Source organism: Weeksella sp. HMSC059D05 (assembly GCF_001809725.1).
Classification (GTDB): domain Bacteria; phylum Bacteroidota; class Bacteroidia; order Flavobacteriales; family Weeksellaceae; genus Weeksella; species Weeksella virosa.
The window spans coordinates 1-14,553 of the sequence record NZ_KV798544.1; the positions used below are offsets into that span (position 1 = coordinate 1).

The following is a 14,553-nucleotide window of genomic DNA, read 5'->3' on the forward strand; positions in this document are numbered from 1 at the left end:
CAAAAATAATGTGTTGCTTGAGGTTTTGTTTATTTTCACTCCCAAAGCTATTAATATTAAGCTCTACTACCTATTGCATTTTACTGTGCTTCATTAAATATTCTCTACTCGTTATCCATAGAGGATTTTTTATCTGTTTTTTAATTTTAATTTAATATAAAGTACTTTCACTTTTTAATAAACTAGTGTTATTCTAGTATTTTTTTTTAAATTACACATTGTATCATTATATCAATAACACTTCTACACACCTATTATTTTATTCTAATTTTTTATTTTATTTTTTATCCTAGTGTTAAAAATTTTATATATTCACGTATATCCCTCTATTTTATTAATGTACTTAAAAATATTTATATTAATCAAAACAAGTATCCACACATTGACAATATTATGTTAAATCAAATCAATTACAAAAAACATTTTTTTTCTCTGACTTATTAGGAATAGAAAAAACCTACGAAGGAATCGAAATACTTGACAAAGGCATATCGGAAGTTGTATATTTGTAAAAATTTTTGGTTATGAAAATGAAAACGTCTGATTTCGACTTTAAACTTCCGGATGAGTTATTAGCAGAACGCCCGTCTGAACACCGTGATGAGGCACGGCTAATGGTCATTCATCGAGATACAGGAAAAATTGAGCATAGATTATTTAAGGATTTAATTGAATATTTTGACGAAGGCGATGTTATGATTCGTAACAACACCAAAGTATTTCCTGCACGTCTAATGGGAAACAAAGAAAAAACTGGTGCAAAAATTGAAGTTTTTTTATTGCGTGAGTTAGATCCTGAAACTCGTTTATGGGATGTATTAGTAGATCCTGCAAGAAAGATCCGTATCGGTAATAAGTTATTTTTTGACGAAGATGATACACTAGTTGCAGAAGTAGTAGACAATACAACTTCTCGAGGAAGAACTTTGCGTTTTCTTTTTGATGGTTCTTATGAAGAGTTTAGAATCAAACTAAAAGAAATTGGCGATACTCCTCTACCAAAATATATAAAACGCGATGCTGATGAAGAAGATGCTGAGCGCTACCAAACCATTTATGCAAAAGAAGAAGGGGCAGTAGCTGCACCCACAGCAGGCTTGCATTTTTCTAAACACCTACTAAAACGTTTAGAAATCAAAGGAGTAGATTTTGCAGAAGTAACTTTACATATTGGTTTAGGGACTTTTATGCCGGTAGAGGTTGAAGATTTATCGAAACATAAAATGGAGTCAGAGCAAGTGATTATTCCGCAAGAATCTGCCGATTTAGTAAATAAAGCTATCGATGCAAAGAAAAGAGTTTGTGCTATCGGGACTACATCTATGAGATCTATAGAAAGTTCTGTTTCTGCCGACGGACACCTCAATGCATTTAATGGCTGGACAAATAAATTTATTTATCCTCCGTACGATTTTAGTATTGCTAATTGTATGGTAACCAATTTCCATACGCCAAAATCGACTTTATTAATGATGATTTCAGCTTTTGCTGGACACGAATTAATCATGAAAGCCTATGACGAAGCAATAAAAGAAGGTTATAAGTTTTATTCGTACGGTGATGCCATGTTAATTTTATAAGCAAATTAGTGAATCCTACCAAAAAAGATATCCGAAAATTATCTCAACAGGATTTGGAAGTCTATTTCCAATCGATTGGAGAAAAAGCCTTTCGTGGTAAACAAGTATACGAATGGTTATGGAAAAAGAATGCACATGACTTTAATGACATGACAAATCTTTCTAAAAGCCTACGTGAAAATCTAGACGCAGCTTTTCGTATTCAACCGGTGGAAGTAGACTTTCTACAAAAGAGTAACGACGGAACCATTAAAAATGCCGTAAAATTACACGACGGCAATGTAGTAGAATCTGTGCTAATTCCTACCGAAACCCGTACCACTGCTTGTATTTCTTCTCAAGTTGGTTGTAGCTTAGACTGTACATTTTGTGCTACAGCCCAACTAAAGAGAATGCGTAATCTTACCGCAGCAGAAATTGTTGACCAAGTGGTAATTATCGATCGCGAAAGTAGAGAATATTTCGATCGACCACTGAGCAATATAGTTTTTATGGGAATGGGCGAACCTTTACTCAATTATACCGAAGTTGTAGAAGCGATTAAGAAGATTACTTTACCCGAAGGGCTGGGAATGTCTCCAAGACGAATTACTCTTTCCACCTCGGGAATACCGAAAATGATAGAAAAATTAGCCGATGAAGATTTAAAGATCGGATTAGCAGTTTCTTTACATTCGGCACGAGAAGAAATACGAAACAAAATCATGCCTTTTTCGGTGAAATTTCCCCTTACCGATCTATTGAAAAGTTTACAATATTGGTATGACACAACAAAGAGTAAAATTACTTTCGAATACATTGTTTGGAAAGATATCAATGATAAAAAAGAAGACATTGACGCCTTAGTCCGTTTTTGCAAACGCGTACCATCAAAAGTAAACATAATCGAGTACAATACGATAGACGATGGCCCCTATCAGCAAGCAAGCCCACAAGTACTAAATGCGTATATTGATGCCTTGGAAAAAAACGGAATAATTGTTAATGTACGACGAAGTCGAGGAAAAGATATCGATGCCGCCTGTGGTCAATTAGCCAATAAAACAACTAAATAAGGAAAAACAGAGATGAAGAAAATTTGCTTCTTCCTTTTAGCCCAGATAAGTATTTTTACTTGGGCTCAAAAAGTAGATACCTTATCGCTTGCGACTGAAAAAATCAGAAGTATTAATTTACCCGATACGCTGAGAGAAATCTCTGCATTAGAGTTTGACGATCGCTCTACCGAAACACAGCCTCTTTTTTGGGGTTTGAATGACAGTCAGAATAAAAATGAAATCTATTTGTTCGACGGGAATAATGGTAAAATAGTACAAACTTTGATTCTTGAAGGTGCTGATAATTTCGATTGGGAAGAAATTACCCAAGACGAAAACTTTCTATATATCGGTGATTTTGGGAATAATTTAGGGTCGAGACAAAATTTGTCTATTTTTATGATAGAAAAAAAAGATATCGACCCGAAAAAAGAAATTCAGAAAATAAGCTACACTACCCTATCATTTTATTATCCAGAACAAACGTCTTACCAAATAAAAAATAGAGCGAATAATTTCGATTTAGAAGCTTTTTTTGCATACAATGGGAAGTTACATCTTTTCACCAAAGAATGGGAAAGTTTGCAAACCACCCATTACACCATAGATCCTAAAATCACCACAAAACAAGCTGCAAAGAAAATAGAGACTTTTCCTATCAATTACCTGGTAACAGCAGCTTTTATTAGTGCACATCAAGAAACTGCCGGGGTATATTTGCTCGGTTACACCAAAGAAGGAATAGCATTTCTCAATTGGTTTACTATTCCAGAGAATTCAGAAAAATTCTTTTCTGCAGATAGAATAATTAGCCTACCTTTGGGCTTTGTTGTCGATTGGGGACAATTAGAAGGCGTTTCGGTAAATCCACAACGCAAAGAAATCTGTGTTAGTGGAGAAGAAATAAATTACAAGGGGCTGAGTGCTAAACAACAGATGCATTGTTTCCCGGCAGAAATAGTGATAAAATAAATAGTTTTGAGTAAAAAAAGCGATTTAATCAAGGCACCGATTGCCAACGAAATGAAACTCTTCGAGGATAAATTCTTCGAGTCGATGAAAAGTAACGTTTCATTATTAGACCGAATTACCTATTATATCGTACGCCGAAAAGGGAAGCAAATGCGACCTATGTTTGTTTTTCTTATAGCGAAAATGCTAGGTGAAGTGAACGAAAAAACCTATCGTGCTGCATCATTTATCGAGCTAATACACACCGCAACTTTAGTACACGATGACGTTGTTGACGACAGCCATATGCGTCGCGGTTTCTTTTCTCTCAATGCACTATGGAAAAACAAAATTGCAGTTTTGGTTGGGGATTACTTCCTATCGAAAACTCTAATTATTTCTACACAAAACAAAGATTTTGACCTTCTAGAAACCGTTTCTGTTGCAATAAAAGAAATATCCGAGGGCGAACTATTACAAATAGAAAAAGCACGAAAACTCGATATTACCGAAGAAGTTTATTTCGAGATAATTCGGATGAAAACTGCAACATTGATTGCTGCTTGTTGTAAAGCTGGTGCACTTTCGGTAAGCTCGGACAATATGGTCGCAGAACGTTTGCATAAATTTGGAGAATTAGTAGGCATTGCTTTTCAGATAAAAGATGATCTATTTGATTATACACAGTCGAACTTAATAGGTAAACCCGTCGGGATTGATATCAAGGAGCAAAAAATGACACTTCCTCTGATTTACACCTTGAATACAACCACAAAAGAAAACAAAAAATGGTTGATTCAGTCGGTAAAAAAACATAACAACAACAAGAAACGTGTGCGAGAAGTAATCGAATTTGTAAAACAAAATGGCGGAATAGAATACACCAAGAAAATGATGTACCAATATGCAAATGAAGCAATTGCTATTCTACACGAATTTCCCCAAAACGAATGTCGGGATGCCTTAGAGTTGATGGTACAGTATGTGATGGAAAGAGAATACTAAATCAATAAAACTCTACTTTTCTCAACTTTTTATTAAATATATAGAAGGATAATCAGCTTAAATTTCTTTCTTATCGAAATAAAAAAAAAATTATTACTAGCTAAGCTTTTTTTAATTCTACAACTGTAATCTCTGGTAAAATTCCTATCCTACCTGGGAAAAAATGATAACCAAAACCTCGATTTACATAAATAAATCTTTTTTGATGCTCATATAAACCTGCCCATTGTTTGTAAATATATTGAGAAGGCGACCATTTCACTCCTAAATTAGGCACCTCTATACCCATTTGCATCCCGTGAGTGTGCCCCGAAAAAGTTAACTGAAAATTGAGTGGATGCTCTTTGATTTTCATATCCCAATGAGATGGATCGTGGGTGAGAAAAATTTTAAAATCCGCAGGATGAACTCCTTTTGTAGCTTTGGGTATATCAGCCTTTTGTATAAATCTACTCCCCCAATTTTCTACACCGATTAACTGAATTTTATCTTTTTCTTTTGCTATTGTTACATGTTCATTAAGTAGCAATTGAAAACCAATTTTTCTGTATGCTTCTTGAATATCCTTTACGTTTTGTTGCTTAGCTTCCTCAGAGTTCCAACGTGTATATTCTCCATAATCATGATTTCCCATAACTGCAAAATTACCATACGGAGCCCGATTTATTTTTTTCAAAACATCTATCCATGGTACAGTTTCTTCTGCAAAATTATTCACCAAGTCTCCTGTATATACTATTAAATCTGCCCGTTGTTCATTGATCATTTTCACGGCAGCTTCTATTTTTTCCATATCTCTTGCAAGTATACTTCCAGTATGAATGTCTGAAATTTGTAAAATCCTAAAACCATCAAAACTCTCGGGAAGATCATCAAAAATTAAACGATGAAAATGTTTTTTGAAGTTAAATTTCCCTATCGTTACTCCATGAATTACTGCCCAAAAAGGAATAGCAGCCAAAGCCAAAGCCGACTGTGCAATGAATGTTTTACGTGCGGGTAAATAAGGAGTTGTGTTTTTTGGTTGTAAAAAGCGTCTTAGCACTCGACCCGAAAAACTCAAAACATCGTTACCAAAAATCAAAATAAAAATCAAGAATTTTGGTATATACATCAACACAAATAGGCCGACCATTAATTGAAAGCCGAAAGTTTGACCATCATCTATTTTTAGGGTAATCAACTCGTATACTATTACCGACCATGCTATTATAGTTGTTAGCCAATATGCAAATCTTACTTTTTTATTGGTAAAAGCTAAACTAAAAGCTCGATAGGTGTAAAATTCTATTAGTGCAGCAATAAAAAGGAAAGGAATAAGTCTTTGTAACAAATTTATAATTCTTGGTCGTCAAAATTATAAAAAAAATTCCGAAAACTTGTATTCCTGTTGTTGTTAACAATATTTTATCAATCTCTAGAAAATAAAAATGTCAAGAAACTCCCTACCTTTGCCTCATAAAACAATCCCCAAAAAATGGACTCGAGATTACCTGTCACTGTTTTGTCTGGTTTTCTAGGAAGCGGCAAAACCACCTTGCTTAATAACATTCTCCACAACCAAGAAGGCCTGAAGATTGCACTTATCGTAAACGATATGGGCGAAATAAATATAGATGCTAAAATGATTTCACAAAACTCTTCTCTATTACAGACCGAAGATAAATTGATAGAATTATCAAACGGATGTGTTTGTTGCGAGTTACAAGAAGACCTCATTGTGGCGATTGATAAATTGGTAAAAGAAAAAAGATATGATTATTTGATAATTGAATCTTCTGGCATTTCTGATCCGGCTCCGATTGCACAATCGCTCGATTATGCTAGCCCAGATGGGAGTATAAACCTCAATGCGCAAGTTCGCTTAGATACATTGGTCACTGTTGTAGATGCTTTTAATTTTTTTAGAAATTTTGGTACAGATGATGTTGTTTTTGATCGAGGATTAACGGATAACCAAGATGATCAACGCCCGATTGTTAACCTATTATTGGATCAGATAGAGTTTGCTAATGTTATCGTTCTTAATAAAATGGACTTGGTTTCGGAAATGGAATTGCTAAGAATCGAAGGTTTAATCAAAAAATTAAATCCAACCGCAACCATCCTACCTGCAACATTTAGTAGAATAGATGTTCAATCTATCCTTAATACAAAACGATTCAATTTCGAAGAAACACAAAACATGGACGCTTGGGTAAAAGCACTCGAAGAGCAGGAAACTCAATTACCCCACACACACGAGCACGAATGTATGGACGTTCATTGTAATCATCCATCCCATCTAGAAAAAAAATATCAAATACATTCGTTTGTTTATCGATCACAAATTCCGTTTCATGCAGAACGGTTCTTAACATTTCTTAATGATAACTATCCTTCTAGTATTTATAGAAGCAAAGGTTTATTTTGGCTTGCCAATCGACCAGACGATGCAATTTTTCTTAGTCAAGCCGGCAGAAGTATACGGATCGACGCAGCAGGAACGTGGTGGAGTGCTATACCAGAAGAAGAGCGAGTGCAATATGCCGCTTATCAAGAAAATAGAAAAATGATTCAAGAGAAATGGTCACCTGAATGGGGCGATCGGATTATAGAATTAGTTTTTATTGGTTTTGATATGGATCAGAAGGCTATTGAAGATAGTTTAAAAGCTTGCCAATTAACCGTAGAAGAAATTGATGAATGGAAAAGAAAAAATTTTTAAATCTTGTTTTTCACACCTCCTACCATAATAATCATTAACAAACAACAATGTGCAATGCTAAACCCATTAGCACGAAATAGAAATAACTAGGTATATACAAAAATGAATTGGATCATATTGATTATAGCAGGATTATGCGAAGTAGGTTTTACTTTTAGTTTAGGAAAAGCAAAAGAAGCGACAAGCAAAGCCAATGAATATTTATGGTATTCAGCGTTTTGCATATTTTTGCTTATCAGCATGACGTTATTGGTTAAAGCAACCCAACAACTGCCTTTAGGCACTGCATATGCAGTATGGACGGGGATTGGTGCTGTTGGTACCGTTTTGGTTGGAATATTTTTTTTCAAGGAGCCTACTAATTTCTGGAGAATTTTTTTCATTTTCACCCTTATTGCCTCAATCGTCGGGTTGAAATATGTTTCAAGTAATTAACATTTATCCAGCACAAAACATACTAATGTATTTTCTAGAAAGCACTTAAATATTTATCATCCTTTCACATAAAAAAAATAAATACAATTCTACTCAAGTGCCGAATTTTCTATAAAGAAAAATCTATTTCGAGATAGTTTATACATATTTATTGAATTATTTCATTTTTATTGAATTATTTCATTTCGATAGTAGTATTAATAAAGAGCGTTTAGTAAACTAAACGCTCTTTATTATACCATAATGCAAACGAATCGATTGCTATTTTTCCTAACACTTTAATCAAGAAAAAAAATATCCCGATACTAAACCGCTACTTGGAAATCTCTTAAAGCATTGTTTAGAGATGTTTTAAGATCGGTTGATGATTTTCTTTGACCAATAATCAGCGCACAAGGAACTTGATATTCTCCTGCAACGAACTTCTTGGTATAAGACCCCGGGATTACAACTGATCGTTCTGGCACATAACCTTTTATTTCTTTCGGTTCATCTCCTGTAACGTCTATAATTTTTGTAGAAGCTGTCAACACTACATTGGCTCCTAAAACAGCTTCTTTTCCTACTCGCACACCTTCTACAACGATACAGCGAGACCCGATAAATGCACCATCTTCTATGATAACAGGTGCTGCTTGTAACGGCTCTAGAACACCACCAATACCAACACCACCCGATAAATGAACATTTTTACCAATTTGCGCACAAGACCCTACAGTAGCCCATGTATCGACCATAGTTCCCTCGTCTACATATGCACCAATGTTAACGTAAGAAGGCATTAGTATTACACCAGAAGAAATATATGCGCCATGTCTTGCTACAGCATTTGGGACAACACGAATACCTTTTGAAGCATAGTCTTTTTTTAGAGGAATTTTGTCGTGATATTCGAAAATACCTACCTCCTGTGTTTCCATCGTTTGTATTGGGAAATACATTACCACTGCTTTTTTCACCCATTCGTTCACCAACCATGCGTCATTTGCTGGCTCGGCAACACGAAGTGTACCTTGATCTAGAAGTTCGACAACTTGGCGGATAGCATCTTGGTATTCTTTTTTTTGTAACAAATCCTTGTTTTTCCAAGCCTGTTCTATAAGTATTTGCAGATTTTCCATGTTATTTTTTTATTTATAATAAACTTTCATACAAATATAAGCTGTTTCTTAGGTATTCTACTTCTGATGAAATAACTTTGTGTTTTTATACAAGATTATGGGAAGAATAATGGCGTTGGATTTTGGTGAAAAAAGAACCGGAATTGCTGTGACAGATGAATTGCAAATTATTGCTACACCAGTAGATACAATAGAAACAAAAGAATTATTCAATTTTTTTGAGACCTATTTTGCGAAAGAAAAAGTATCGGAATTGGTGATTGGTTTACCTATGAAATTTTCGGGTGAAATGAATCCTATCGAAAACGAAATACAGAAATTCATTCTAAAATTCAAACAATCATACCCTCAAATACCCATTTATCGCGAAAACGAAATGTTTACGAGTAAAATGGCCTTACAAACGCAAATCAGTGGTGGGATGAAAAAGAAAGACCGCCAATCAAAAGGTTCACTGGATAAAATTAGTGCAACAATTATTCTTCAATCATTTTTATCAAAAAAATAAGATTGTATCTTTGCCCAAATTTCATAGATCAACAACATGGTTTTACCTATTATCGCCTATGGCGACCCAATATTACGTAAAAAGACAGCGCTAATCGAGCAAGATTATCCTCATTTAACAGAATTAATCGAGAATATGTTCGATACGATGTACGATTCGAATGGTGTGGGATTAGCAGCGCCTCAGATTGGGAAGAGTATACGTATGTTTGTGGTGGATTGTCGGCCGTTTGCTGAAGATGAAGACAATGATGAAGAAAAAGAAACCTTAGAAAATTTTAAAAAAATTTTCATAAATCCAAAAAAAATCGAAACCTTTGGTGACGATTGGAAATTTACAGAAGGTTGTCTAAGTATTCCCAACATCCACGAAGATGTCACTCGACCAGATGGCATTACGCTTACTTACCTGGATGAGAATTTTGTAGAACATACCGAAAGTTTTACAGGTTTACCGGCAAGAGTTATTCAGCATGAATATGATCATTTGGATGGAAAGTTATTTATTGATTATCTTTCGAGTTTCAAAAAAAAATTAATTAGTAACAAATTAAAAAACATATCAAAAGGGAACATTTCTGTACATTATAAAATGAAATTCCCTTCATAGAGCCCTAAAACATAACATAATATGGATTTATCAAGAGTTATAGCTATTTCAGGAAAACCAGGTTTATACAAATTAATTTCTCAAACCCGTAGTGGTTTCGTTGTAGAAGATTTAGAAAAAGGAAAGAAAATGAACATTGCAGCCAACTACAATGTTAGTTTATTGGATAATGTTGCAATATATGGTGTTTCACAAGAACATCCTTTAGCAGAAGTTTTCTTCAGAATCTACAAAAAAGAAAACGGAGGACAAGCGATTAATCACAAAGAATCTGGAGCCAAATTACGCGCCTATATGGAAGAAGTTTTACCAGAATATGATGCAGAACGCGTATATGATTCTGATTTGAAAAAACTTTTCCAATGGTATAATTTATTACAATCGAAAGGTTTATTAAACATCGATGTAGAAGCTGTAGAGAAAGCAATAGCCGAGCATAAAGCACAAGCAGAAGCTGCAGAAAAAGGCGAAACTCCTCAAGTAGAAGAGACCAAAGAAAAACAGAAAGAGGAAGAAAAAAAAGCTGATAAGAAAACTGCTGCAAAAAAAAATACAACAGCAAAAAAAGCTTCTGAGGCAAAAAAAGAAGACAAAGCAGAAAAAAAACCTGCAGCCAAAAAAACAACTAAAAAAGACAAAGAGTAAGCAAGCATGAAAACACAGCGCAAAAAGCAACTAGAAGCTTTCGGTCACCTATTAGATGTAATGGATGAATTGCGCGAAAAATGTCCTTGGGATCGTAAACAAACCATGGAAAGTTTACGTACATTGACAATAGAAGAAGTGTACGAATTATCTGATGCGATCCTCTCACAAGACTTACAAGAAATAAAAAAAGAACTAGGTGATGTTATGCTTCACCTAGTTTTTTATGCTAAAATTGCATCTGAAACCAATGATTTTGATATTACAGATGTACTTCAACAACTTACCAAAAAATTGATATTCCGACACCCACACATTTACGGAAACTTAAAAGTCGAAACGCAAGAAGAAGTAATCGAAAATTGGGAAAAACTAAAACTGAAAGAAGGCAATACATCTGTACTTTCTGGCATTCCTACCTCTTTGCCAGCCCTGATAAAAGCTAATCGGATACAAGAAAAAGTAAAAGGAATTGGCTTCGAATTCGAAAATGCACAACAAGTTTGGGACAAAATAAAAGAAGAAATAAATGAATATGAAGCCGAACAAAATCCCCAATTAAAGGAAGAAGAATTTGGTGATTTATTATTTTCGATGATAAATTATGCTCGTTTTGTTGGGATTAATCCAGATGAAGCGCTAAGCAAAACAAATCAAAAGTTTATTCTACGATTCCAGAAGCTCGAAGAATTAGCAGAGCAAAATAACCTAGTTCTAGGTGAAATAGATCTTTCGACACTTGATACTCTTTGGAACGAAGCAAAAAAACTATTGGTGTAATTTACACACCATCCACACTAGTTTTTTATCATAAAGCGATATAAACCAATTATTTACGTAAAAACATAGACAACTCCTATACACAACAAAGATAAATATTATAGAATTTATCATAATCTGTCAACATAAACTTCCTATATTTGTAAACTCTTTAGCACAAGCAATTTGTTTGTCTAATTAGCAGAAAGTTTGTTTAAGTAAAAGTAAACAGTTTTCTCATTTTTTTGTGGTTTTGATGAAAAGGTGACTTTATAAGTCGCCTTTTTATTTTTTATAAAACTTCGTAATTTTGTACAATGCAATTCGAAATTAAATCGACTTTTGAGCCAACAGGAGACCAACCTCAAGCCATAAAAAAATTAGCCCAAGGTGTTCTCGATGGTGACAAATATCAAACACTTTTAGGAGTTACCGGATCTGGGAAAACATTTACCATTGCCAATGTAGTTACAGAAATTCAACGACCAACCTTGGTGCTTGCCCACAACAAGACATTGGCGGCACAATTGTATATGGAGTTCAAAGAATTTTTTCCCGACAATGCTATAGAATATTTTGTTTCTTACTACGATTATTATCAGCCAGAGGCCTATTTACCCTCTTCGGGTACCTACATAGAAAAAGACTTATCGATCAACGAAGAGATAGAAAAATTACGTCTTAGCACAACTTCTTCTCTATTATCTGGTCGACGCGACATTTTGGTAGTTGCTTCTGTCTCTTGTTTGTATGGAATCGGGAATCCAACCGAATTTCATAAAAACGTGATATCTATAGAACAAGGACAAATCATATCCAGAACACATTTGTTGCACAAACTGGTACAATCGTTGTACTCAAGAACCGAAGGAGCATTTCTGCGTGGAAATTTTCGAATAAAAGGAGATACTATAGATATTTACCCAGCGTATGCAGATGATGGTATTCGCCTAAGTTATTTTGGTGATGAAGTAGAAGAGATTTCTATTTTTGATATTGAAACAGGCAAAACAATTACCAAACTAGAAAAAATAAATATATATCCTGCCAATTTATTTGTAACGTCGAAGGAAACCCTAAACGATGCAATACACAACATTCAGTTGGATCTAGGAAAACAAGTCGATTATTTTATAGAAATTGGCAAAACATTAGAAGCTAAACGCCTGAAAGAAAGAACTGAGTTTGATTTAGAAATGATAAAAGAACTAGGTTACTGTTCGGGTATTGAAAATTATTCTCGTTATTTAGACGGTCGTGAACCTGGCACTCGCCCATTCTGTTTACTCGATTATTTCCCAGATGATTATCTAATGGTAATTGATGAGTCGCATGTAACCGTTTCTCAAGTTCATGCGATGTATGGTGGTGACCGATCGAGAAAAGAAAATTTGGTAGAATACGGCTTTCGTCTTCCGGCAGCTATGGACAATAGACCCTTAAAGTTTGAAGAGTTTGAATCGTTACAAAACCAAGTAATTTACGTTTCTGCAACTCCGGCAAAATATGAGTTGGAAAAATCAGAAGGCGTTGTAGTAGAGCAAGTTATTCGCCCTACTGGATTGTTGGATCCCATTATAGAAGTACGCCCATCACAAAACCAGATGGATGATTTGATGGAAGAAATCCAGAAAAGAGTTGATCTAGATGAACGTGTTTTAGTCACAACATTAACCAAAAGAATGGCAGAAGAGTTGACTAAATTTTTAGTAAAATATGGTATACGAACCAATTATATCCATTCTGATATAGATACCTTAGAGCGGGTGAAAATTATGGCTGATCTACGCGCAGGACTTTTTGATGTTTTAGTTGGTGTAAACCTTCTAAGAGAAGGTCTCGACTTACCAGAAGTTTCTTTAGTTGCAATTTTAGATGCTGATAAAGAAGGTTTTTTGCGTAGCAATCGTTCACTTACCCAAACAGTTGGTCGTGCTGCAAGAAACGTCAATGGTTTAGCAATAATGTATGCAGACAAAATCACAGATAGTATGCAACAAACTATCGACGAAACAAATAGAAGGCGAGAAATCCAACATCAATACAATATCGAACACGGAAAAACTCCTCAGCCATTACACAAAAAAATTATATCCCTTAATAAACAAGCAGAAAGTTTCGAACTTAACCCTTATGAACAAAAACATTTAATAGCCGAAGCTGCTGAAAATACAGAACTATACACATCGGAAGAGAAACAACAACAGATAGAAAAATTAACAAAAGCTATGGAAAAAGCTGCTAAAAACTTAGATTTTATACAAGCAGCTTCGTTACGAGATCAAATAAATGCTTTAAAAATGTAAAAAAAATCACATCGGCATGAAATTTGATAAAATAATCTACTTGATAAATGAAGAAGATTTTTGTATATATCAGCGCTATTTCCCTTTTGAATATAGGATGTACCACTCTGAATGAATTTTCGTTCGAGAATTTTTTGAATCCATCGAATAAAAATATAACGTCAGAATTTGCACACATTAATAAGAATGCAGGTGTTCTGTATAAGCGTATAGAAACTCCTAATGGGTATGTTCGTGTGATAGATGAACACGAGTTTTCTAATTTTCTTAGAAATCTAACCATCAAACCCCATGGCACAAATGTGAAAAACTTCGACGGGAGTATTAAAGAAAACACTAACCTATATTCGGCTGTTCTCAACCTTCCTATTTCTAATAAAAACAAACAAGTTTACAGCAATGCTGTTTTTCGTTTGAGAAATGAATACTTTTATCAAACCAAAAAATACAATCGAATACGCTTTGATCGAGAAGAAAAATCAATTCCTAACTTCAACTCTTATAGTAATACTAAAGATTACTCTGTTTTTTTATCTTATCTAGATTATGCGTATGATAATTTATCTCCCTCTTCTCTATCCAACTACACCTCTTCGGTAGCGTTAAAAGATATACATATAGGAGATATTTTCTATCAAAACAGCGGCACAAAAAGCCATGCTGTAATGGTACTCGATATGGCAGAAAACATGAAGGGTGAACGTGTTGTACTATTGGCACAGAGTTATTATCCTTCGCAAGAAATACATATAATTAACAATACCGAAAATCCAGATATTTCTCCTTGGTTCGAAATAAAAAAAGGAGTAATTCTTACACCTGAATGGCGTTTTATGAGTACAGATCTGGTTCGTTTTGATGAAAATCGTTAAATCCGACGAATTATCCTT

The 14,553-nt window shown here is 34.4% G+C and carries 14 protein-coding genes; 12 read left to right on the forward strand and 2 right to left on the reverse strand.

Features of this window, described 5'->3' with window-relative positions:
* Window positions 1-530 precede the first annotated feature (530 nt).
* From queA to HMPREF2660_RS06380, 4 genes are read left to right on the forward strand one after another with little or no spacing between them, the layout of a single operon-like run.
* Window positions 531-1,580, forward strand: coding sequence for a tRNA preQ1(34) S-adenosylmethionine ribosyltransferase-isomerase QueA (queA, locus tag HMPREF2660_RS06365; RefSeq protein ID WP_041942357.1), 1,050 nt, complete (start codon window positions 531-533; stop codon window positions 1,578-1,580).
* Between the two features lie 8 nt (window positions 1,581-1,588).
* Window positions 1,589-2,635, forward strand: coding sequence for a dual-specificity RNA methyltransferase RlmN (rlmN, locus tag HMPREF2660_RS06370; RefSeq protein ID WP_070486198.1), 1,047 nt, complete (start codon window positions 1,589-1,591; stop codon window positions 2,633-2,635).
* 12 nt (window positions 2,636-2,647) lie between these two features.
* Window positions 2,648-3,589, forward strand: coding sequence for a hypothetical protein (locus HMPREF2660_RS06375; protein WP_070486200.1), 942 nt, complete (start codon window positions 2,648-2,650; stop codon window positions 3,587-3,589).
* 51 nt (window positions 3,590-3,640) lie between these two features.
* On the forward strand, window positions 3,641-4,573 hold the full coding sequence (locus HMPREF2660_RS06380) for a polyprenyl synthetase family protein (protein ID WP_052295797.1): 933 nt from the start codon (window positions 3,641-3,643) through the stop codon (window positions 4,571-4,573).
* A 100-nt stretch (window positions 4,574-4,673) separates the two neighbouring features.
* On the opposite strand, the gene HMPREF2660_RS06385 is transcribed toward HMPREF2660_RS06380, so the two are convergent.
* Entirely contained in the window at window positions 4,674-5,906 is a 1,233-nt protein-coding gene (locus tag HMPREF2660_RS06385; protein ID WP_013598995.1) for a metallophosphoesterase, read from the reverse strand.
* A 144-nt stretch (window positions 5,907-6,050) separates the two neighbouring features.
* Between HMPREF2660_RS06385 and HMPREF2660_RS06390 the strand changes: the two genes are divergently transcribed.
* Window positions 6,051-7,280, forward strand: coding sequence for a GTP-binding protein (locus tag HMPREF2660_RS06390; protein ID WP_070486202.1), 1,230 nt, complete (start codon window positions 6,051-6,053; stop codon window positions 7,278-7,280).
* Window positions 7,281-7,382: 102 nt separating this feature from the next.
* Entirely contained in the window at window positions 7,383-7,715 is a 333-nt protein-coding gene (locus tag HMPREF2660_RS06395) for a DMT family transporter (protein ID WP_013598993.1), read from the forward strand.
* A gap of 305 nt (window positions 7,716-8,020) precedes the next feature.
* Here HMPREF2660_RS06395 and HMPREF2660_RS06400 read toward each other — a convergent pair whose 3' ends face one another.
* On the reverse strand, window positions 8,021-8,836 hold the full coding sequence (locus HMPREF2660_RS06400) for a 2,3,4,5-tetrahydropyridine-2,6-dicarboxylate N-succinyltransferase (RefSeq protein ID WP_070486204.1): 816 nt from the start codon (window positions 8,834-8,836) through the stop codon (window positions 8,021-8,023).
* Between the two features lie 97 nt (window positions 8,837-8,933).
* Between HMPREF2660_RS06400 and ruvX the strand changes: the two genes are divergently transcribed.
* The 6 genes from ruvX (at window position 8,934) to HMPREF2660_RS06430 (ending at window position 14,535) form a co-directional block, all read left to right on the forward strand.
* Window positions 8,934-9,344, forward strand: coding sequence for a Holliday junction resolvase RuvX (gene ruvX / locus HMPREF2660_RS06405; RefSeq protein WP_070486206.1), 411 nt, complete (start codon window positions 8,934-8,936; stop codon window positions 9,342-9,344).
* Window positions 9,345-9,380: 36 nt separating this feature from the next.
* Complete coding sequence (gene def / locus HMPREF2660_RS06410; RefSeq protein WP_013598990.1) at window positions 9,381-9,953, forward strand: peptide deformylase; 573 nt, start codon at window positions 9,381-9,383, stop codon at window positions 9,951-9,953.
* Window positions 9,954-9,974: 21 nt separating this feature from the next.
* Window positions 9,975-10,598, forward strand: a complete 624-nt coding sequence (locus HMPREF2660_RS06415; protein ID WP_013598989.1) for a DUF5606 family protein — start codon at window positions 9,975-9,977, stop codon at window positions 10,596-10,598.
* A gap of 6 nt (window positions 10,599-10,604) precedes the next feature.
* A complete protein-coding gene (mazG, locus tag HMPREF2660_RS06420) occupies window positions 10,605-11,378 on the forward strand; it encodes a nucleoside triphosphate pyrophosphohydrolase (RefSeq protein WP_070486209.1) in 774 nt (257 codons plus the stop codon).
* Window positions 11,379-11,674: 296 nt separating this feature from the next.
* Window positions 11,675-13,663, forward strand: a complete 1,989-nt coding sequence (uvrB, locus tag HMPREF2660_RS06425) for an excinuclease ABC subunit UvrB (RefSeq protein ID WP_013598987.1) — start codon at window positions 11,675-11,677, stop codon at window positions 13,661-13,663.
* Window positions 13,664-13,710: 47 nt separating this feature from the next.
* Window positions 13,711-14,535 (forward strand): DUF4846 domain-containing protein, encoded by an 825-nt coding sequence (locus tag HMPREF2660_RS06430; protein ID WP_070486212.1) that lies wholly within the window; start codon window positions 13,711-13,713, stop codon window positions 14,533-14,535.
* Window positions 14,536-14,553: the final 18 nt, after the last annotated feature.